The organism is Pseudomonas botevensis (genome assembly GCF_019145475.1).
Taxonomy (GTDB): domain Bacteria; phylum Pseudomonadota; class Gammaproteobacteria; order Pseudomonadales; family Pseudomonadaceae; genus Aquipseudomonas; species Aquipseudomonas botevensis.
The window spans coordinates 158,460-177,494 of the sequence record NZ_JAHTKI010000007.1; the positions used below are offsets into that span (position 1 = coordinate 158,460).

14 protein-coding genes and 1 pseudogene are annotated in these 19,035 nt (G+C 62.3%); 2 read left to right on the top strand and 13 right to left on the bottom strand.

Translation table 11 applies throughout. The features are described from left to right. Positions 1-16: 16 nt before the first annotated feature. The 13 genes and pseudogenes from KVQ74_RS11730 to KVQ74_RS11785 all read right to left on the bottom strand — a co-directional run bounded on the left by KVQ74_RS11730 (position 17) and on the right by KVQ74_RS11785 (position 16,224). Positions 17-1,078: a methyl-accepting chemotaxis protein gene (locus KVQ74_RS11730; protein ID WP_404822672.1), complete on the bottom strand. Its 1,062-nt coding sequence runs from the start codon at positions 1,076-1,078 to the stop codon at positions 17-19. Positions 1,079-1,114: 36 nt separating this feature from the next. Next, a pseudogene (locus KVQ74_RS29540) lies at positions 1,115-1,678 on the bottom strand (MCP four helix bundle domain-containing protein); the annotation flags it as partial. A 51-nt stretch (positions 1,679-1,729) separates the two neighbouring features. After that, a complete protein-coding gene (locus KVQ74_RS11735; protein WP_217831235.1) occupies positions 1,730-2,425 on the bottom strand; it encodes an anaerobic ribonucleoside-triphosphate reductase activating protein in 696 nt (231 codons plus the stop codon). After that, a complete protein-coding gene (gene nrdD, locus KVQ74_RS29400) occupies positions 2,422-2,589 on the bottom strand; it encodes an anaerobic ribonucleoside-triphosphate reductase (protein WP_217831236.1) in 168 nt (55 codons plus the stop codon). Before nrdD ends, KVQ74_RS11735 begins: the two co-directional genes overlap by 4 nt. Before the next feature lie 31 nt (positions 2,590-2,620). Continuing rightward, positions 2,621-4,636 (bottom strand): ribonucleoside triphosphate reductase, encoded by a 2,016-nt coding sequence (locus KVQ74_RS11745; protein ID WP_217831237.1) that lies wholly within the window; start codon positions 4,634-4,636, stop codon positions 2,621-2,623. 148 nt (positions 4,637-4,784) lie between these two features. Next, entirely contained in the window at positions 4,785-5,777 is a 993-nt protein-coding gene (gene moaA, locus KVQ74_RS11750; RefSeq protein ID WP_217831238.1) for a GTP 3',8-cyclase MoaA, read from the bottom strand. Between the two features lie 13 nt (positions 5,778-5,790). Next, positions 5,791-6,732 (bottom strand): peptidylprolyl isomerase, encoded by a 942-nt coding sequence (locus KVQ74_RS11755; RefSeq protein WP_217831239.1) that lies wholly within the window; start codon positions 6,730-6,732, stop codon positions 5,791-5,793. Positions 6,733-6,742: 10 nt separating this feature from the next. Further along, complete coding sequence (gene narI / locus KVQ74_RS11760; RefSeq protein ID WP_217831240.1) at positions 6,743-7,423, bottom strand: respiratory nitrate reductase subunit gamma; 681 nt, start codon at positions 7,421-7,423, stop codon at positions 6,743-6,745. Continuing rightward, positions 7,416-8,171 (bottom strand): nitrate reductase molybdenum cofactor assembly chaperone, encoded by a 756-nt coding sequence (narJ, locus tag KVQ74_RS11765; protein WP_217831241.1) that lies wholly within the window; start codon positions 8,169-8,171, stop codon positions 7,416-7,418. The genes narI and narJ overlap by 8 nt, the downstream gene beginning before the upstream one ends. Positions 8,172-8,173: 2 nt before the next feature. Then, positions 8,174-9,712: a nitrate reductase subunit beta gene (narH, locus tag KVQ74_RS11770; protein ID WP_217831242.1), complete on the bottom strand. Its 1,539-nt coding sequence runs from the start codon at positions 9,710-9,712 to the stop codon at positions 8,174-8,176. A 1-nt stretch (position 9,713) separates the two neighbouring features. After that, complete coding sequence (locus KVQ74_RS11775; protein ID WP_217831243.1) at positions 9,714-13,487, bottom strand: nitrate reductase subunit alpha; 3,774 nt, start codon at positions 13,485-13,487, stop codon at positions 9,714-9,716. Between the two features lie 69 nt (positions 13,488-13,556). Then, a complete protein-coding gene (locus tag KVQ74_RS11780) occupies positions 13,557-14,954 on the bottom strand; it encodes a NarK family nitrate/nitrite MFS transporter (protein ID WP_217831244.1) in 1,398 nt (465 codons plus the stop codon). Then, positions 14,932-16,224 (bottom strand): MFS transporter, encoded by a 1,293-nt coding sequence (locus tag KVQ74_RS11785; protein ID WP_217831245.1) that lies wholly within the window; start codon positions 16,222-16,224, stop codon positions 14,932-14,934. The genes KVQ74_RS11780 and KVQ74_RS11785 overlap by 23 nt, the downstream gene beginning before the upstream one ends. Before the next feature lie 300 nt (positions 16,225-16,524). On the opposite strand from KVQ74_RS11785, the gene KVQ74_RS11790 reads away from it, so the two are divergent. Together KVQ74_RS11790 and narL are read left to right on the top strand one after the other, a co-directional pair. After that, positions 16,525-18,327, top strand: coding sequence for a HAMP domain-containing protein (locus tag KVQ74_RS11790; protein WP_217831246.1), 1,803 nt, complete (start codon positions 16,525-16,527; stop codon positions 18,325-18,327). Further along, positions 18,324-18,971, top strand: coding sequence for a two-component system response regulator NarL (gene narL, locus KVQ74_RS11795; protein WP_217831247.1), 648 nt, complete (start codon positions 18,324-18,326; stop codon positions 18,969-18,971). Before KVQ74_RS11790 ends, narL begins: the two co-directional genes overlap by 4 nt. Positions 18,972-19,035: the final 64 nt, after the last annotated feature.

Below are 19,035 nucleotides of genomic sequence, written 5' to 3' on the forward strand. Positions count from 1 at the left end.
CACCTCGCCGCTTCAACTAGACCTTGAAACGTGCCACGGTCTGGTGCAACGCCCCCGCCATCTGCGCCAATTCGTGGCCGGCGGTATCGGTATGCCGGGCGCCGAGCAGCACCTGATCGGACAAGTTGCGGATACCCACCAGATTGCGATCCACCTCCCGCGCGACCAGCGCCTGCTCTTCCGTGGCACTGGCGATCATCATGTTGCGTTCGTTGATCTGCGAAATCGAACGGGTGATTTCATCCAGCGCCTCGCCCGAACGCTGCGCCACTTCCAGGGTCGCGCGCACCCGCTCGCTGCTGCTTTGCATGGCCGTGACCGCCAGGCCGGTGTCCTGGCGCACGTTATCGATCATCTGTTCGATTTCCTCGGTGGACTCCTGCGTGCGATGCGCCAGCGCCCGCACTTCATCGGCCACCACCGCGAAACCGCGCCCGGCATCCCCGGCCCGCGCCGCCTCGATCGCCGCATTGAGGGCCAACAGATTGGTCTGCTCGGCAATGCTGCGAATCACGTCCAGCACCTTGCTGATGTCCTGCACCCGGCCGGCCAGTTGCTCGATACGCTGAGATGTATCGGTCACCCCGTCGGCCAGTTCGCCAATCGAGGCCACGGTTTCCTGGACCTGTTCACGGCCGCGTTGCGCCGTTTCCTCGGATTTTCGCGAGGCCTCGGACGTGCTGACCGCGTTGCGTGCCACTTCATCCACCGCTGCGGTCATCTGGTTCACCGCCGCAGCCGCCTGCTCGATCTCCAGCCCCTGCATTTGCAGGTTGCTGGCGGTCTGGCTGCTGACCGCGCTCAGTTCTTCGGAAGAGCTGGCGACCCGGTCAACCGAACCCGCGATGTGCTTGACCATCGCATTGAGGCTCTGCTGCATCTGCTGCATGTTGACCATCACGCTGCCGTCGGCGCTGGAGCTGACCGGCACCTCGATCGTCAGATCGCCCTGAGCGATCTGACTCAAGACCCGCGCAGCATCGTCCGGCTCGCCACCCAGCGGCCGGGTGACACTGCGGGTGACGATGACCGCCGCAGCAACGACCAGCGCCACGCAGAACAGGAACAAGCCGAGCATGTTGCGCCGCGCATCGCTATACAGCTCCTGCGCCGACTGCTCACGGTCGGCGAAGATTTTCCCCTGCAACGCCATCAACTGATCCAGGCTGCGGTAGACCTCGGCCTCGGCCGGGACAACCTTCTGTTTCAACTGAGCCATGGCTTCGTCGGCCGCGCCCTGGCGAATCAGCGCCTGCACCTGGGTGAACGCGGCCACATAGGCTTCGCGGTTGGTTTTCAGGGCCGCATATGCGGCTTTGCCCTCAGGCAGATAGAACAACGGTTCGAGGGTTTCGAGTGCCTGGGTGATGCGTTTTTTGGTGGTGTCGATGGACTGCTGGACTGATTGATTGTCTTTGTTGATCAGTAAGTCCCGGGTGTTGCGGGCGTTATCACGGACGCCGGTGGCAATCACCATGATCGGCTCGATCTTCGGCCAATCCTGTTTGACGATCACCACCGCCTGTTCCTTGAGGGTTGCCAGATCGTGCAGCGCGTAAAACGCCAGGCTGATCAGTGCCAGTGGCGCAATTGCGAAGCCGATGACGATTCGTTGTGCAGTCGAAAATCTTGCCATATCAAATGCTCCCTGTTTGATACCTGCCCGATGGCAGCGCATTTGAAATTCATGGAGGGTGTGTAGTTACTGAAGGTTGTTGCGCCGTCTCGGTTATCGGCGCAACACGAAGGCCGGGAACAACTCGCGCATCGCTGCCCAGAGATCGGGTAGCAAGGCTTGTGCCGAAATGCTCGGCAACAACGGATCGAACATCCGCTCGGTGCGAACCAGTTGCACGGCGAAGCGCTTGACCCCGCGCTCGCTCAGACGCTGCGCCAGGGTCAGCAGGCGCTCCGGCTCGAACAGGTGCCAATGCACCGTGGTGCGACATTCGTAATCGACACCGCTGGCCAGCAGGTGATCGAGGCTGCGCCAGTTGGCGCGGCCGCTGCCCTCGACCCGAGTGATGATCTGGCAATCCTCGGCCAGCGCCTTGACGTCGAAACCGACCCAGTCCGCGCCGCTCAAGGCCTTGGCGAAGGCTTTCGGCTTGATCCCGGCGCTGTGCAGGCCGATGCGAAAACCCAGGTCGCGCACTTCATCCATGGCGCCGGGCAAACCGTCCTGCAAGGTCGGTTCGCCGCCACTGAATACCACGGCGTCGAGCAAGTCCTGGCGGCGTTGCAGAAACGCCAGCACCCGCCGCCAATCCACTTCCTCGGTGCCACGCGGCGGGATCAGTTGCGGGTTGTGGCAGTAACGGCAACGCCAGGCGCAGCCCTGGCAGAACAGCACGCAGGCGAGCTGCCCCGGATAGTCGATAGTGGTCAGGGGCACCATGCCCCCGACCCGCAGTGTTCGGCTCATTGGCGCCCGGTCCACGCGGCGCCTTCAGTGAAATGCACCCGCTCGCGGTGCTCCGACTGTTTGCCGGGATTGAACGCCGACACCGGACGGTGATAGCCCATCACCCGGGTCCAGACTTCGCAGCGTTGGCGTTGCAGCTGAGTGAGAGGTTGCGATGCTGTCATGGTGAAGCTCCTTGCGTTGAGTGGATCGAAATCAGTGAACGGTGCCGCCCTGCTGTTCTTGCAGCAGCAAAACCTCGTCGCATTTGGGGCAGAACTCGTGTTCGCCATCGAGGTAGCCATGGACCGGACAGATCGAGAACGTCGGGGTCACGGTCAGGTAGGGCAGCCGGAAGCGCCCAAGGGCCTTGCGCACCAGTTGCTTGCAAGCCTGGGTCGAGGAAATCCGCTCAGCCATGTACAGATGCAGGACCGTGCCGCCGGTGTATTTGCATTGCAGCTCGTCCTGCAGCTCCAGGGCTTCGAACGGGTCTTGGGTGTAGCCCACCGGCAGCTGCGAGGAATTGGTGTAGTACGGCGCCACGGGGCTGCCGGCCTGGAGAATGTCGGGGTAGCGCTTGAGGTCTTCCTTGGCGAAGCGGTAGGTGGTGCCCTCCGCCGGTGTGGCTTCGAGGTTGTAGAGGTGACCGGTTTCTTCCTGGAACCGCAGCAAAGTGGCGCGCACATGATCGAGCAAGTTCACCGCGAAGCGCCGGCCCGTCTCGGTGTGCATGCCCTCCTCGTCGCCGGTGAAGTTGCGCAGCATTTCATGCAGGCCATTAAGGCCGATGGTCGAGAAGTGATTGCGCAAGGTGCCCAGATAGCGCTTGGTGTAGGGATACAAACCGGCATCCATGTGGTGCTGGATCACCTTGCGTTTGACCTCCAGGCTTTCCATCGCCAGCTCCATCAGCGCATCCAGGCGCTGCAACAAGCCGCCGGTGTTGCCTTTGAACACGTAGCCCAGGCGCGCACAGTTGATGGTCACTACCCCCAGCGACCCGGTCTGCTCCGCCGAGCCGAACAATCCGCCACCGCGCTTGAGCAGTTCGCGCACGTCCAGTTGCAGGCGGCAGCACATCGAGCGCACCTGATTGGGCTGCATGTCCGAATTGAGGAAGTTCTGGAAATACGGCAACCCGTAACGCGCCGTCATTTCAAACAGTCGATCGGCGTTTTCACTGTCCCACGGAAAGTCGTGGGTGATGTTGTAGGTCGGGATCGGAAAGGTGAACACCCGCCCCTTCGCATCGCCGGCCTGCATCACCTCGATGTAGGCGCGGTTGAGCAGGTCCATTTCGGCTTGCAGGTCGCCATAGGCGAACGGCATTTCCTCACCGCCGATGACCGGGATCTGCTCACGCAGATCCTGCGGACAGACCCAGTCGAAGGTCAGGTTGGTGAACGGCGTCTGGGTGCCCCAGCGCGACGGCACGTTGAGGTTGTAGATGAACTCCTGAATGGCCTGGCGTATCTCGGGAAAACTCAGGCGATCCTTGCGCACGTAAGGCGCCAGGTAGGTATCGAAGGAGCTGAACGCCTGGGCGCCGGCCCATTCGTTTTGCAGGGTGCCGAGGAAATTGACCATTTGCCCCAGGGCACTGCTCAGGTGCTGCGGCGGGCCGGCCTCGACTCGCCCCGGCACACCGTTGAGGCCTTCGTGCAACAGGGTGCGCAGCGACCAGCCGGCGCAGTAACCGGCGAGCATGTCGAGGTCATGGATATGCAGATCGGCCTCGCGGTGAGCCTGACCGATCGCCTCGCTGTACACCTCGTCGAGCCAGTAATTGGCAGTGACCTTGCCCGACACGTTCAGCACCAGCCCGCCGAGGGAATAACCCTGATTGGCGTTGGCCTGAACCCGCCAGTCTTCGCGGTCGAGGTATTCGTTCATCGACGTTGCCACCTCGACCATCGTCCGGCGGTCGCGGCGCAGACGTCCATGCTGTTCGCGGTAAACGATGTAGGCGCGCATGGCGTGGAAAAATCCGGCGTCCATCAGCACTCGCTCGACCCGGTCCTGGATCTGCTCGACATGCAGCCGTGACATGCCCTCCAACCGAGCAAGCACCGCCGCCAGCAAACCCTCGACTTCAACCTCGGTGTACTCGCCCGTGGCCTTGCCGGCGGCGATCAGCGCCTGACGGATCTTGTCGGCATCAAAGGCAACCAGATCGCCATTGCGCTTGTGCAAGCGGTTACACCCTACTGAGATCAACGTGCTCTGCATTTGGCCTCCAAACACCACATATAGATTTCGAACAACTCAAAACCACAACATGCTGTGAAGACTACGGACAAAGCACGGCGCTGCAATTGATCGGCATCAAGTTTGGACGGTGAAAAAACGGCGAATTCAATCTAGGGACGGGTGGTCTTCAACCGCCGCTCATGTTCATGAACCGCACGATCTGCACCTCCCCTTGCGGGGTGAAGTCGTGGCGCAGGGGTTTACCGCGCAGGGCTTTCTGGATCGCGTGGATCAGCGGTTGATCATCCAGCGGATACCGTCGCAGCAATCCGCGCAGGTCCAGCGCATCGTCCTGGCCCAGACAGAGCAACAGCTTGCCTTCAACCGTCATCCGTACCCGGTTGCAGGTGCCGCAGAAGTTGTGGCTGTTGGCCGAGATGAAGCCGATCCGCGTATCCGGATGCTGCTCCAGACGCACATAGCGCGCCGGTCCGCCGCTGTTCTCGGTGCTGTCGAGCAGCCGATGCCGACTGGCAATCAGCGCCCGCACTTCATCGCTTGCGCAGAACGATTCGCCACGGGAACGCCCGACATCGCCCAAGGGCATTTCCTCGATGAAGCTGATGTCGATGCGCTGGTCGATGGCGTATTGCACCAGCGCCGGCACTTCATCGAAGTTGCGCCCCTTCATCACCACGCAATTGAGCTTGATCCGCTCAAACCCCGCATCCCGCGCCGTTTCAATGCCGTGCAGCACCTGATCCAGATCGCCGTTGCGGGTGATCGCGCGAAATCGCCGGGCATCCAGGCTGTCGAGGCTGATGTTCATCCGTTTCACCCCGGCGTCGACCAATGGCCGCGCCAGTCGCCCCAACTGCGAGCCGTTGCTGGTCATCACCAGTTCGCGCAAACCGGGCAACGCTGCAATGTTGCGGCACAAGTCGACGATCCCCGGACGGATCAATGGCTCACCGCCGGTGAGGCGTATCTTGCGCACGCCCATGCCGACAAACAGCGTCGCCAGGCGTTGCAGTTCCTCCAGCGTGAGCACCTGCTGACGCGGCAGGAACGTCATGTTTTTCGCCATGCAATACACACAGCGAAAATCACAGCGGTCTGTCACCGACATCCGCAGATAGTCGATCTGGCGCCCAAAACCATCCTGCATCACAGCGTTCATCACGTCCCCCGGCCTACTGCACCAACGGTGAATCGGCGCCCTGCAAACGGATGCCGCGAATATCCGCCGCGCCGATCAGGGTTTGCAGGTACTGCACCAGCGCCTTTTGCCACACGCCCTGCTGCAACTGGGTGCGAATCGCCGTCGCCACCGCTTCGTAAGGCAACTGCGCGCCTTCGACCCGCTGATCGACGCTGACCACATGCCAGCCATAACGGCTTTCCAGCGGCTTACCGGCCAGACCCGGCGCAAGAGTGAACAACTGGCGCTCCAGCTCCGGCACGGTCTGGCCCTTGCTGATCTGCCCCAGCGATCCGCCCTGAGCCTTGGACGGGCAGGCGGAATACTTCAGCGCCAGCTCGGCGAAACTGCCAGGGAACTCATCCAGCCGTTGCAGGAGAATTTCCGCCTGGACATGGGCCAGCGCCCGGGCCTCGGCATCGTCCGGCGCGCATTCGAGCAGGATGTGCCGCACGGCCAGCAGCGGCGCACTGTGAAAGCGCCCGCGATTGCTTTCGTAGTAACGCCGCGTGGTGTCCTCATCGCACTCCGGCACCTGTACCTCACGCTCAAGCAACAGGCGCGTGGCCGCTTCCTCTTCGTTCTCCCCGGCGCCGATCTCCAGCGCCAGCCCGAGCTCGGCAATCCGCTGCTGCAACAACTCGCGGATCACCAGCGCCCGGGCGGCCAGGTAAACCGCTTCCTCGCGGTTTTCGGCCGGGTGATATTGCAGCTCCTGGGCCATCGCCTGCGGGGTGATCGCCACCTCGTTGACGCTGATGATCGGCCATTCCTGTTCACTGCTGGCGATCAACTGCGCCGGGGCTTCTTCCACCGCCAGTTCCTCAAACGGCGCCGGAGCGCTCTCTGGCACTGGCACTGCCTCCGCTTTACTTGAAGAACCGCAGCCACCGCTGCCGCCATTGCCGCCACCACATCCGCATCCACCTGACATGACTGCCTCCTCAGAACTTCTGCCGAACGATTTGATAACGACGGCCCAGATACCAGACCGGCGCACTGACGATGTGTACGAGACGCGTGAACGGGAACAGCACAAACAGAGTCAAGCCAAGGAACACGTGCAGCTTGTAGGTCAGCCCGACCGGACTGATGGACTGCGCCGCTTCCATCGGCCGCAGCATCACGATGTTCTGTGCCCAGTCGGCGAGCATCACCATCACCGAACCGTCCATGTGCGCGGTGGACGCGACGATGGTCAGCAGGCCGAGCAGCAACTGCGCCAGCAGCACCAGCAGGATCAGGATGTCCGAGGTGCTGGAACTGGCACGCACCCGGGGGTCAGTCAGGCGCCGCTTGATCAGCATCAACAAGCCGATCAGGCACAGCAGGCCGAAGAAGCCGCCGGACACCATCGCCAGCAACTGCTTGTGCTCGGTGCTGATGACGTGGTGATAGACCGACGCGGGGGTCAGCAGCCCGACAAAATGCCCGGCCAGCACAAACAGCACGCCGATGTGAAAGAAGTTGCTCGCCACGCGCATGCCGCGCGGGTTGAGCATCTGGCTCGAGCCAGCCTTCCAGGTGTACTGCGCCAGATCGAAGCGCGCCCAACTGCCAATCAGGCAGATCGCCAATGCGACGTAGGGGTAGATCCCGAACGCCAACAGATTCCACTTAGACATTGCCTACCTCCCGGCCAGGCGCTGCGGCCTGCCCTTCATGCTGAAAATCCACCCAATGCAACGGCACCGCGCTCTCTTCCCGGGCCTTGCCCGGCGCGCTCGGTATTGCACTGCAACGGTCCTGTTGCTCGGCCTTGAGGAAATCCACGGCCTCTTCTTCCCAGATTTTGTCGAGGGCTTCGAGGGAGTCGTCGCGGGTTTCCGCCGCGACTTGCTCACGCAGGTCAGCGACCGCCTGATGCGGCTCGGCCCCGGCAATCTGCAGCAAGGCGCGGAAGCAACTGGCGTAGGCGCTTTCACGCTCATCCAGACGCGCCGCGAGCAACGCCAGCAGGTGCGCAACGTCGGCCAGGCCCTCGCGGGCTTCGAGGTCGTCGCGGGTGGAGAGAAACTCCAGGTACAGCGGGATGTAGTCCGGCAGCTCCTTGACGCTGATGGCGAACCCGGCAGCCTCGTACTGGGCCAGCATGTCGACCATGGCCTGGCCCCGGTCGCGGGACTCACCGTGGACATGCTCGAACAACAGCAGCGACAGCGCCCTGCCCCGACCGAACAGCGCACCGTAGTGTTCCTGCCCGTCCATCAGGTCATCGCCGCAGATCAGTTCGAGCAATTCGAACAACGCGCCGCGCTGTTTCGGGCTGATTTCCCGCGCCTGATGGATGGCCTGCTCCAGCTCATCGCGGCCCTCGATCAGGGTTTCACTCGGGTAATCGAGCAGCAGCGAAATCACTTTGAGAATTTGCATGCTCAGTCCTCCCACAACTGCACGGTTTTGAGGATGTCGCGGCGGTTGGCTTTCTTCGCCCCGAACATATTGGTGTCGGAGCTGCCGCTACAGCCGCTGCCGAAACTGAAGCCGCACCCGGAACGCTCGGCAAAGGCGTCGCTCATGGCGTCTTCACGGTGGGCACTTGGCACTACAAAACGGTCTTCGTAATTGGCGATGGCCAGGTAGCGGTACATTTCCTCGACCTGGTCCACGCTCAAGCCGACATCCTTGAGCACTTGCAGATCCTTGACCCCCTCGACCTGCTCGGAACGCTTGTAGGCGCGCATCGCCAGCAAGCGTTTCAGCGCCCGTTTGACCGGACGTACATCACCAGCGGTGAGCAGGTTCGCCAGATAGCGCAGCGGAATCCGCAAGCTGTCGACATCCGGGATCACTCCGTTCATGCCCACGGTGCCGGCAGCGGCGGCGTTCTGGATCGGCGACAGCGGCGGCACGTACCAGACCATTGGCAAGGTGCGGTATTCCGGGTGCAGCGGCAGCGCGAGTTTCCAGTCCACGGCCATTTTGTAGACCGGCGAGCGCTGGGCCGAATCGATCACCGATTGCGGCACGCCGTCGGCCAGGGCCTGACGAATCACCGCCGGGTCATTCGGATCGAGGAAGATCTCCAGTTGTTTTTCGTACAGATCCTGTTCGTTGGCAGTGCCCGCCACTTCGCTGATGCGGTCGGCGTCATACAGCAACACGCCGAGGTAGCGAATCCGCCCGACACAGGTTTCGGCGCACACGGTCGGCATCCCGGCCTCGATACGCGGGTAGCAGAAAATGCACTTCTCGGATTTGCCGCTTTTCCAGTTGAAGTAGATCTTCTTGTACGGGCAGCCGCTGATGCACATCCGCCAGCCCCGGCATTTTTCCTGGTCGATCAGGACGATGCCGTCTTCTTCACGCTTGTAGATCGCTCCGCTCGGGCACGACGCCGCGCACGCCGGGTTGAGGCAGTGCTCGCACAGGCGCGGCAGGTACATCATGAAAGTGTTTTCGTACTCGCCGTAGATGTCCGCCTGGACCTTGTCGAAGTTCTTGTCCTTGCGCCGCTTGGCGAACTCGGTGCCGAGGATTTCTTCCCAGTTCGGCCCCCACTCGATTTTCTCCATGCGCTTGCCGGAAAGCAGCGAACGCGGACGTGCGGTCGGCTGGTGCTCGCCCAGCGGCGCGGTGTGCAGGTGCTGGTAGTCGAAGTCGAACGGTTCGTAGTAGTCGTCGATGCTTGGCAGGTCCGGGTTGGCGAAGATGTTCGCCAGCACGCGGAATTTTCCGCCAATGCGCGGGTTGATCGAGCCGTTGGCATTGCGCACCCAACCGCCCTTCCACTTGTCCTGGTTTTCCCATTCTTTCGGATAGCCGATGCCGGGCTTGCTTTCGACGTTGTTGAACCAGGCGTATTCCATACCTTCGCGGCTGGTCCAGACGTTCTTGCAGGTGATCGAGCAGGTGTGGCAGCCGATGCATTTGTCCAGGTTCAGCACCATGCCGATCTGTGAGCGAATCTTCATCTCAGTTCTCCTCGATATCGGTGGGCAGCGGACGTGGCAGGTCATTGCCATCGGAGCCATCGAGCCAGTCGACGCGCGACATCTTGCGCACCACGACGAACTCGTCGCGGTTGCAACCGACGGTGCCGTAATAGTTGAAACCGTAAGCCTGCTGGGCATAGCCGCCGATCATGTGGGTCGGCTTGAGCACCACGCGGGTGACCGAGTTGTGGTGGCCGCCACGGGTCTTGGTGGTTTGCGCGCCGGGTACGTTCACGATGCGTTCCTGGGCGTGGTACATCATCACCATGCCGTCCTTGATCCGCTGGCTGACCACCGCGCGGGCGGTCAGTGCACCGTTGGCGTTGAAGCACTCGATCCAGTCGTTGTCCTCGATGTTGGCGCGCCTGGCATCGTTCTCCGAGAGCCAGACAATCGGCCCGCCCCGGCTGAGGGTGAGCATCAGCAGGTTGTCGCTGTAGGTGCTGTGAATGCCCCATTTCTGGTGCGGAGTGATCCAGTTCAGGACGATTTCGGTTTCGCCGTTGCTGCGTTTGCCCTTCACGCCTTCGATGGTGCGGGTATTGACCGGCGGGCGATAACTCATCAGTTGCTCGCCGAACGCCTGCATCCACGGGTGATCCTGGTAGAACTGCTGGCGACCGGTGATGGTGCGCCACGGGATGTTCTCGTGAACGTTGGTGTAGCCGGCGTTGTAGCTGACATGATCGTCTTCGAGCCCCGACCAGGTCGGGCTGGAGATGATCTTGCGTGGCTGGGCCTGAATGTCGCGGAAGCGGATGGCTTCGTGCTCTTTGGGCAGCGCCAGATGGCTGTGATCCAGGCCGGTGAACTCCGACAGCGCCGCCCACGCCTTGACCGCCACATGGCCGTTGGTTTCCGGGGCCAGGGACAGAATCACTTCAGCGGCGTCGATGGCCGTGTCGATTTTCGGCCGGCCCTTGCTGATCCCCGCCTCGCGTTCGTGATGATTGAGCTCGCCGAGGAATTTCACTTCGGCCTCGGTGTTCCAGTTGATGCCCTTGCCGCCGTTGCCCTGTTTCTCCAGCAACGGGCCGAGGGAGGTGAACTGCTTGTAGATGTTCGGGTAATCACGCTCGACCACTTGCAGGTTCGGCGCGTTCTTGCCCGGTTGTGGCGCCACTCCGGCGCTTTTCCAGTCGGTGCCGCCAAACGGCTGGGCCAGTTCGCCAACGCTGTCGTGCATCAGCGGCACGGTCACCAGATCCTTCTCGACGCCGAGGTGCCCTTCGGACATCGCCGAAAACGCCTTGGCGATGCCCTTGTAGATTTCCCAGTCGGAACGCGATTCCCAGGCAGGATCGATCGCCGCCGACAACGGGTGAATGAACGGGTGCATGTCCGAGGTGTTCATGTCGTCCTTCTCGTACCAGGTCGCGGTCGGCAGGACGATGTCGGAATAGACGCAGGTCGAGGACATGCGGAAGTCCAGGGTGGTCACCAGATCCAGCTTGCCGATGGCACCCTGATCGACCCATTCGGCTTCTTCAGGCTTGCAGTCGCCGACCTGGCCGATGTCTTCGTTCATCACGCCGTTCTTGGTGCCGAGCAGGTACTTGAGCATGTACTCGTGGCCCTTGCCCGAGGAACCCAGCAGGTTGGAGCGCCAGATGAACATGTTGCGCGGGAAGTTGACCGGGCTGTCCGGCTGCTCGCAGGCAAAGCGCAACGAGCCTTCGTGCAGCGACTTGACCACGTAGTCCTTGGTGTCCATGCCCGCCGCAGCGGCATCGCGGCAGATGTGCAGCGGATTGGTGTTGAGTTGCGGCGCGCTCGGCAGCCAGCCGGCGCGTTCGGCGCGGATGTTGTAGTCCAGGGCGTGTTCGGGGAACTGCGACTTGTCGGCCAGCGGCGAGAGCACGTCGTGCATGTTCATCTTCTCGTGGCGCCACTGCGAACTGTGGGCGTAGAAGAAGCTGGTGCCGTTCATTTGCCGTGGCGGACGGCTCCAGTCCAGGCCGAATGCCAGCGGCAGCCAGCCGCATTGCGGACGCAGTTTTTCCTGGCCGACGTAGTGCGCCCAGCCGCCACCGGTCTGGCCGACACAACCGCAGAGCATGAGCATGTTGATCAGCCCACGGTAGTTCATGTCCATGTGATACCAGTGGTTCATCGCCGCGCCGACGATAATCATCGAGCGACCACGGGTCTTGTCGGCGTTGTCAGCGAACTCACGGGCAATCTGGATGGCTTTTTCGCGGCTCACGCCGGTGATCTGCTCCTGCCAGGCCGGAGTGCCGGGCACCGAGGCGTCGTTGTAGTCCTTGGCGACGTTGGCGCCGCCCAGGCCACGGTCAATCGCCAGGTTGGCGGCCGACAGGTCAAACACGGTCGCGACCTTGGCCACGCTGCCGTCGGCCAGCGTCAGGCTGTGTACCGGCACGCGGCGGTATTGCACGGCATCGCCGGCCACATGCTCGAAATACTCGTGGGCCTCGCCAGCGAAATACGGGAACGCCACTTCGGCGACGTCATCACCGATCAGGCTCAGTTTCAGATCGATTTCACGGCCCTCGCCGCCTTCACGGGCGAGGATGTTCCACTTGCCCTTCTCGCCCCAGCGATAGCCGATCGAGCCTTGCGGGGAAACCAGTTCGCCGTTGGCATCCAGAGCGATGGTTTTCCATTCCGGGTTGTTGTCCTGGCCGAGGTTGTCGGTCAGGTCGCTGGCGCGCAGGAAGCGATCCGGCTGATAACCGGCGCCCGGCGCGGTGCCGAGCATCGGCTTGAGCAAGACCAGCACCGGCAAGTCGGTGTAGCGCTTGGCGTATTCGGTGAAATAGGCGCTCGGCTGGTCGAGGTGGAATTCCTTGAAGATCACATGATTGAAGGCCTGGGCCAGCGCGGCATCGGTGCCCTGCTTGGGGTTGAGCCACAGGTCGGTGAGTTTGGCGACTTCCGAGTAATCCGGGGTGATCGCGACAGTCTTGGTGCCCTTGTAGCGGACTTCGGTGAAGAAATGCGCGTCCGGGGTACGGGTCTGCGGAACGTTGGAGCCCCAGGCGATGATGTAGTTGGAGTTGTACCAGTCGGCCGATTCCGGCACGTCGGTCTGTTCGCCCCAGACCATCGGCGAGGCTGGCGGCAGGTCGCAATACCAGTCGTAGAAGCTCAGGCAGGCACCGCCGATCAGCGACAGGTAACGCGCGCCGGCGGCGTAGCTGACCATCGACATCGCCGGGATCGGCGAGAAGCCCACCACCCGGTCCGGGCCGTACTGTTTGATGGTGTAGACGTTGGCGGCGGCAATGATCTCGTTGACTTCATCCCAACTGGAACGAATGAAGCCACCCATGCCGCGCTTGCTTTTGTAGGAGTCGGCCTTGGCCTTGTCCTCGACGATGCTCGCCCAGGCCTCGACCGGCGCCAGGGTCTGCCGCGCTTCGCGCCAGAGCTTGAGCAGCGGCTTGCGGATTTTCGGGTACTTGAGGCGGTTGGCGCTGTAGATGTACCAGCTGTAGCTGGCGCCACGCGGGCAGCCACGGGGCTCGTGGTTGGGCAGATCGTTGCGGGTGCGCGGGTAGTCGGTCTGCTGGGTTTCCCAGGTGATCAGGCCGTTCTTGACGTAGATTTTCCACGAGCACGAGCCGGTGCAGTTCACCCCGTGGGTGGAGCGCACGATCTTGTCGTACTGCCAGCGCGAACGGTAGACGTTCTCCCAGTCGCGGGACTCCTTGCGGGTCTCGCCATGACCGTCGGAAAACTCGTTTTGCTTGCGATTGAAGAACCGCAATTGATCCAGTAAATGACTCACGGTGTAGTCCTCTCAGGCTTGCTGCGGGGTTCTGCGCCCCGCCCACGCAATGGTTGGATTCGGGTCGTCTCAGCAGGGGGTCTCGGCGCCTTTGCGCGCGTACCACCACCAGGTCACGACGATGCAGCTCAGGTAAAAGCCGACGAACATGTAGAAGGCCATCTCCGGGCCGCCGGTCTGGGCCATCGAAGTGCCGAAGGATTTGGGAATGAAGAACGCACCGAAGGCGCCCATGGCCGAACTGAAACCGAGGACGGCGGCGGACTCCTTGCCGGCGTCCTTGAGCGCTTGCTCGCGCACCGCTGGCGCCTTGCCGGCCGAGGCTTTTTCATGCTGGGCGCGGAAGATCACCGGGATCATGCGGAAGGTGGAGCCGTTGCCGATGCCGGTGGTGATGAACAGCAGCATGAACAGGCCGAGGAAACCGTAGAAGTTGCCGCCGCTGCCGTTCTGCGGCAGGAAGTGCAGGACGCCGAAGACCATCACGATCATCAGGACGAAATTCCACAGGGTCACTTTCGCGCCGCCGAGCTTGTCCGCCAGCCAGCCGCCCAATGGACGCACCAGCGCACCGACCAGCGGGCCGAGGAAGGCAAACTTCAGGGCGATGACATCGGGGAACGCGGTCTTGATCAGCAAGGGAAACGCCGCCGAGAAGCCGATGAACGAGCCGAACGTTGCCAGGTAGAGCCAGCACATCAGCCAGTTGTGCTTGCGCTTGAAGATCACCGCCTGCTCGCTGAACGAGGCCTTGGCGCTGGACAGATCGTTCATGCCGAACCAGGCCAGCACGGTCACCAGCACAATGAACGGCACCCACATGAACCCGGCGTTCTGCAGCCACAATTGCGTGCCGTCCGGCAGCACTTGCGCCTTGCCGCCAAGGAAACCGAACACACCGAAGGTAATCACCAGCGGCACGCAAAACTGCATCACCGACACGCCGAGGTTACCCAGTCCGGCGTTCAGTCCCAGCGCCGTGCCCTGCTGCGACTTGGGATAGAAGAAGCTGATGTTGGACATGCTCGAAGCGAAGTTGCCGCCGCCAAAGCCACAGAGCAACGCGATCATCACGAACACGCTGTACGAAGTACTGGTGTCCTGCACGGCGAAGCCCATCCAGATCGACGGAATCAGCAACGACGCGGTGCTCAGCGCGGTCCAGCGGCGGCCGCCGAAGATCGGCACCATGAACGAATAGAAGACCCGGAACGTCGCCCCGGACAACCCCGGCAACGCCGCCAGCCAGAACAACTGGTCGGTGCTGAAGGTGAAGCCGATGGCATTCAGGCGCACGATCACCGTGCTCCAGACCATCCACACGGCGAAGGCCAGCAGCAGCGCGGGAATCGAGATCCACAGGTTGCGGGTGGCGGTCTGTTTGCCGCTACTGCCCCAGAACGCGGGGTCCTCGGGGCGCCAGTCATGAATGACCGGGCCTTGGTCAGGCTTTTGCAGAACGGACATGGTGTTCTCCTTGGGCAATGCTGGAATTCGGGGCCGGCGCTTTACCCAGCACCGGGCTTTTGCGGATCTCGCTGAAGTACATCCAGGCCAGGGACACCCAGACCACGCCGTACAGCAACATGAAGCAGGAGGAGCGCACGCCGGTCAGGTCGACCAGGGCGCCAAACAGGATCGGCAGGATGAAACCGCCCAGGCCACCGGCCAGGCCGACGATGCCCGACACCGCCCCCATGTTTTTCGGATAGTCATTGGCGATGTATTTGAAGACCGAGGCCTTGCCGAACGCGAAGGCGATGCCCATCACGAACAGCAGCACGGTGAACAGCGCAGGATTGAGGCCGATGTGGAAATCCACCGGGCCATTGATGGTCTGCACTTGCAGTTGGGTTTGCGGATACGAGAGCAGGAACAGGCAGATCCAGCTGACCCACAGCACCCACCAGGTCACGCTCTGCGCGCCCCAGCGATCCGACATCCAGCCGCCCACCGCGCGCAGCACGCCACCGGGCAGGGAAAAACAGGCCGCCAGCAGCGCTGCGCTTTGCAGGCTGAAGCCGTATTCCTGCACGTAGTATTTGGTCATCCACAGCGCCAGGGCCACGTAGCCGCCGAAGACGATCGAGTAGTACTGGCAGTAGCGCCACACCGCCGGGTCTTTCAGCGAACGCAGTTGCTCGCGCAGGCTGGCGCCCGATGCGCTGCGGTGGGCCTGGTTGTCGGCACTGAGGAACCAGAACAGCAATGCGGTGATGAACAGGATCGCACTGAAGACCTTTGGCACCAGTTGCCAGCTGCCGGCGGCAATCAGCGCCGGAGCGAGAAACTTGGTCACGGCCGACCCGGCGTTACCGGCGCCAAACACGCCCATGGCAAAACCCTGGCTGTCCTTGTCGAACCACTTGGCAACGTAGGCGATCCCCACCGAAAACGAGCCACCGGCCAGCCCGACGAACAGGCCCAGTACAAGGAATTGCCAGTAGGCGGTGGCGTGGCTGATCAGATAGAGGGGCGCGACGCAGGACAGCATCAGCACGAAGAACACGCTGCGACCGCCGAACCGGTCGGTCAGCAAACCCAGCGGCAGACGTGACAACGAGCCGGTCAACACCGGGGTGGCGGCCAGCAGGCCGAATTGGGTTTCGTTGAGCTGCAGCAGTTCCTTGATCGGCACGCCGAGCACCGCAAACATCATCCAGACCATGAAACAGACAGTGAAGGCCAGCGTGCTCATGCCCAGCACCAGGCCTTGGCGTACACGGGGTGTGGTCACAATGCTCTCCAGTCAGTTAGCCATGGCGGCAGACTAGAGAGAGCAACCGCGCAAAAACTTGATCCACATCAAAGAGGGCCAATGGGCCTCGGGCCTATGCTTGTGCTACCTACCTCCAAGGAGGTAGTCCGGAAAACCGCTGAAACCCTTTGTTTATCAGTGTTTTGGATTTTTCCGGCCAGTGTTCTGTCGACACGGAGCTGTCGGCAACTCTTTAGAGGTAGCGAGCCCGGGATAGGCCGTCATGCCGATCCTGGAGCCTTGCATGCCCGGTTTCCCTGTCTTTTGCGGAGCAGCCAGATGATTGGCTGGCTGCGCAGCTCCCTGCCCGCTCGCGCCGGGCTGGCAGTGATTCTGATCGCGATGCTGGCCCTCGCTAGTTCGCTGAGCGCCGGTCTGATCGCCTGGTTCAGTCAGGGCGATGCCGCTGCCATCAACACCGCAGGCTCGGTGCGCATGGAGACCTACCACCTGAGCTGGAGACTCGCCTCCGGCGCCGGCAACGAAGAAATCACAGAGATCGCCCACAGCCTGCAACGCCGCCTCGACAGCCAGTCCCTTAAAGCCGTGCTGGAGGATGGCCCGAGCGCCGCGCTGCAAGTCAGCTACGGGCAGATCCAGCAACAGTGGAGCGACGTCCTGCGTCCGGCACTGGAACGTGGCGATGCAACGGCGTTTCAGGCCCAGGCCCAGCCGTTCGTTGAGCAACTGAACCAGTTCGTCAGCCTGTTGCAGCGCCAGAGCGAACAAAAACAAGGCTGGCAGCAAGTGATTCAGGGCCTGGCCCTGTTCACCACCATGATTGTCTTGCTGATTGGCTTGTACGAATTGCAGTACGGGGTCATTGCGCCGCTCAAGGAACTGGTGGAGGCGACCCAGCGTTTTCGCCGTGGTGATTTCCAGGCGCGGGTCAACCACCAGTCCCAGGACGAGTTGGGTCAGTTGGCGATGAGCTTCAACGCCATGGCCGAGACCATCGAAGAATCCCATCGCACCCTGGAAAGCCAGGTCCAGCAGAAAACCCTCAACCTGCAACAGGCCAACGCCGCGCTGGAGCTGCTGTATCAAAGCAGCCGCAGCCTCGCCACGCGTCTGGCCAACGCCGAAGGACTGGACAAGTTGATCCAGCGCTTCCAGCAGCGTCTACCCGGCTTGCGCCTGTCGCTGTGCCTGCAAGGTCAGTTGCAGGCCCCCGCTCCCCAATTGCTCGCCCTGCACGGTGCCGACAGCCGCGATGTCTGTGCCAAAAGCGATTGCGCCAACTGCCAGCGGCATCACGGCAGCAGCTCGCAATCGTTCAGCATCAGCAACCAGGGCAGCGAGCTGGGTGAACTCAAGGCGCACTTTGTCGATGGCCACCCGCCGCAAGCCTGGGAAACCCAATTGATCCAGGCCCTGGCCAACCTGATCGGCACCTCGCTCTCGCTCAAGCGTCAGCGCGAGCAGGACCATCGCCTGCTGCTGCTCGAAGAGCGCGCGATCATCGCCCGCGAACTGCACGACTCGCTGGCCCAGGCGCTGTCCTACATGAAGCTGCAAGTCAGCCGCATGCAGACCCTGATGCGCCGGGGCGAACCGGTGCAGACCCTGGAATCGGTCACCGCCGAACTGCGCGAGGGCCTGAACAACGCCTACCGCCAGTTGCGCGAACTGCTGACCACCTTTCGCTTGCAGATTCACGATGCCGGCCTGGTGCAGGAACTCAAGGACACCGCCGCCGAGTTTTCCCGGCGCGGGGAGTTCCAGGTACACCTGCACGTCGACACCCTGGCCTTCGAGCTGTCGGCCAGCGAGCAGATCCACATTTTGCAGATCACCCGCGAAGCGCTCTCCAACTGCCTGCGCCATGCCCACGCGCAGAACGCCTGGCTGGAGCTGCGCCAGGACGGCGAGAACGTCCGGCTCACCGTCGAAGACGACGGGCGCGGTTTCAGCGGCAACGTCGATCAACGCGAACACCACGGCCTGAACATCATGGATGAACGGGCGCGCAGCCTGCGCGGCCAGTTGCAGATCGTTTCCCGGGAGCCTCAGGGCACCCTCGTCCACTTGCAATTCCACCCGGAATTTCTCGGGCGGCACACAGAAGGTAACGTCGCATGAACCCGTCCCCACAACATCGCATCTTGCTGGTCGACGACCATCCGATGATGCGGCGCGGCATCCGCCAGATGCTCGAACTCGAAGATGATTTTTTGATCGTCGGTGAAGCCAGTCATGGCGAAGAAGCCCTGAGCCTGATCGAACCGCTGCAACCGGACCTGCTGCTGCTCGACAACAACATGCCGCAGATGAACGGCATCGAAACCCTGCGTCGGCTGCGGGCCATGCACTTCACCGGCAAGGTATTGCTGTTCACCGTCTCGGACGCCGAAGACGATATTCGCGATGCCCTGCGCCTGGAGGCCGACGGCTATCTGCTCAAGGACATGGAGCCGGAACTGTTGATCCAGTACATTCGCGATGCCCTGAACGGTGCGCTGGTCATCAGCCCCGGCCTGACCCGCGTCATGGCCCAGGCGCTGCGCACGCCGCCGCGTCAGGCGGCCGTGGAACTGACCGAGCGCGAACGTCAGGTGCTCAAGACCATCGCCGCCGGCCTGAGCAACAAGGTCATCGGCCACAAACTGGGGATCACCGAAGGCACGGTCAAGGTTCACGTCAAGAACCTGCTGCACAAGCTCGGGCTGCGTTCGCGGGTCGAGGCGGCCGTGTGGGCCATGGAGCATCTGCGCAGCGCCGGCTGACACGCATGCCTCCTTGGAGGTAGGCCGGCAGAGGCATAGGTCTGGCCGCCCGCGCTCTTTACTA

Excerpts from the sequence above, each read along its gene's own strand:
- KVQ74_RS11730 (WP_404822672.1), bottom strand. The coding sequence starts at position 1,078 with ATGCTCGGCTTGTTCCTGTTCTGCGTGGCGCTGGTCGTTGCTGCGGCG.
- KVQ74_RS11735 (WP_217831235.1), bottom strand. The coding sequence starts at position 2,425 with ATGAGCCGAACACTGCGGGTCGGGGGCATGGTGCCCCTGACCACTATC.
- nrdD (WP_217831236.1), bottom strand. The coding sequence starts at position 2,589 with ATGACAGCATCGCAACCTCTCACTCAGCTGCAACGCCAACGCTGCGAA.
- KVQ74_RS11745 (WP_217831237.1), bottom strand. The coding sequence starts at position 4,636 with ATGCAGAGCACGTTGATCTCAGTAGGGTGTAACCGCTTGCACAAGCGC.
- moaA (WP_217831238.1), bottom strand. The coding sequence starts at position 5,777 with ATGAACGCTGTGATGCAGGATGGTTTTGGGCGCCAGATCGACTATCTG.
- KVQ74_RS11755 (WP_217831239.1), bottom strand. The coding sequence starts at position 6,732 with ATGTCAGGTGGATGCGGATGTGGTGGCGGCAATGGCGGCAGCGGTGGC.
- narI (WP_217831240.1), bottom strand. The coding sequence starts at position 7,423 with ATGTCTAAGTGGAATCTGTTGGCGTTCGGGATCTACCCCTACGTCGCA.
- narJ (WP_217831241.1), bottom strand. The coding sequence starts at position 8,171 with ATGCAAATTCTCAAAGTGATTTCGCTGCTGCTCGATTACCCGAGTGAA.
- narH (WP_217831242.1), bottom strand. The coding sequence starts at position 9,712 with ATGAAGATTCGCTCACAGATCGGCATGGTGCTGAACCTGGACAAATGC.
- KVQ74_RS11780 (WP_217831244.1), bottom strand. The coding sequence starts at position 14,954 with ATGTCCGTTCTGCAAAAGCCTGACCAAGGCCCGGTCATTCATGACTGG.
- KVQ74_RS11790 (WP_217831246.1), top strand. The coding sequence starts at position 16,525 with ATGATTGGCTGGCTGCGCAGCTCCCTGCCCGCTCGCGCCGGGCTGGCA.
- narL (WP_217831247.1), top strand. The coding sequence starts at position 18,324 with ATGAACCCGTCCCCACAACATCGCATCTTGCTGGTCGACGACCATCCG.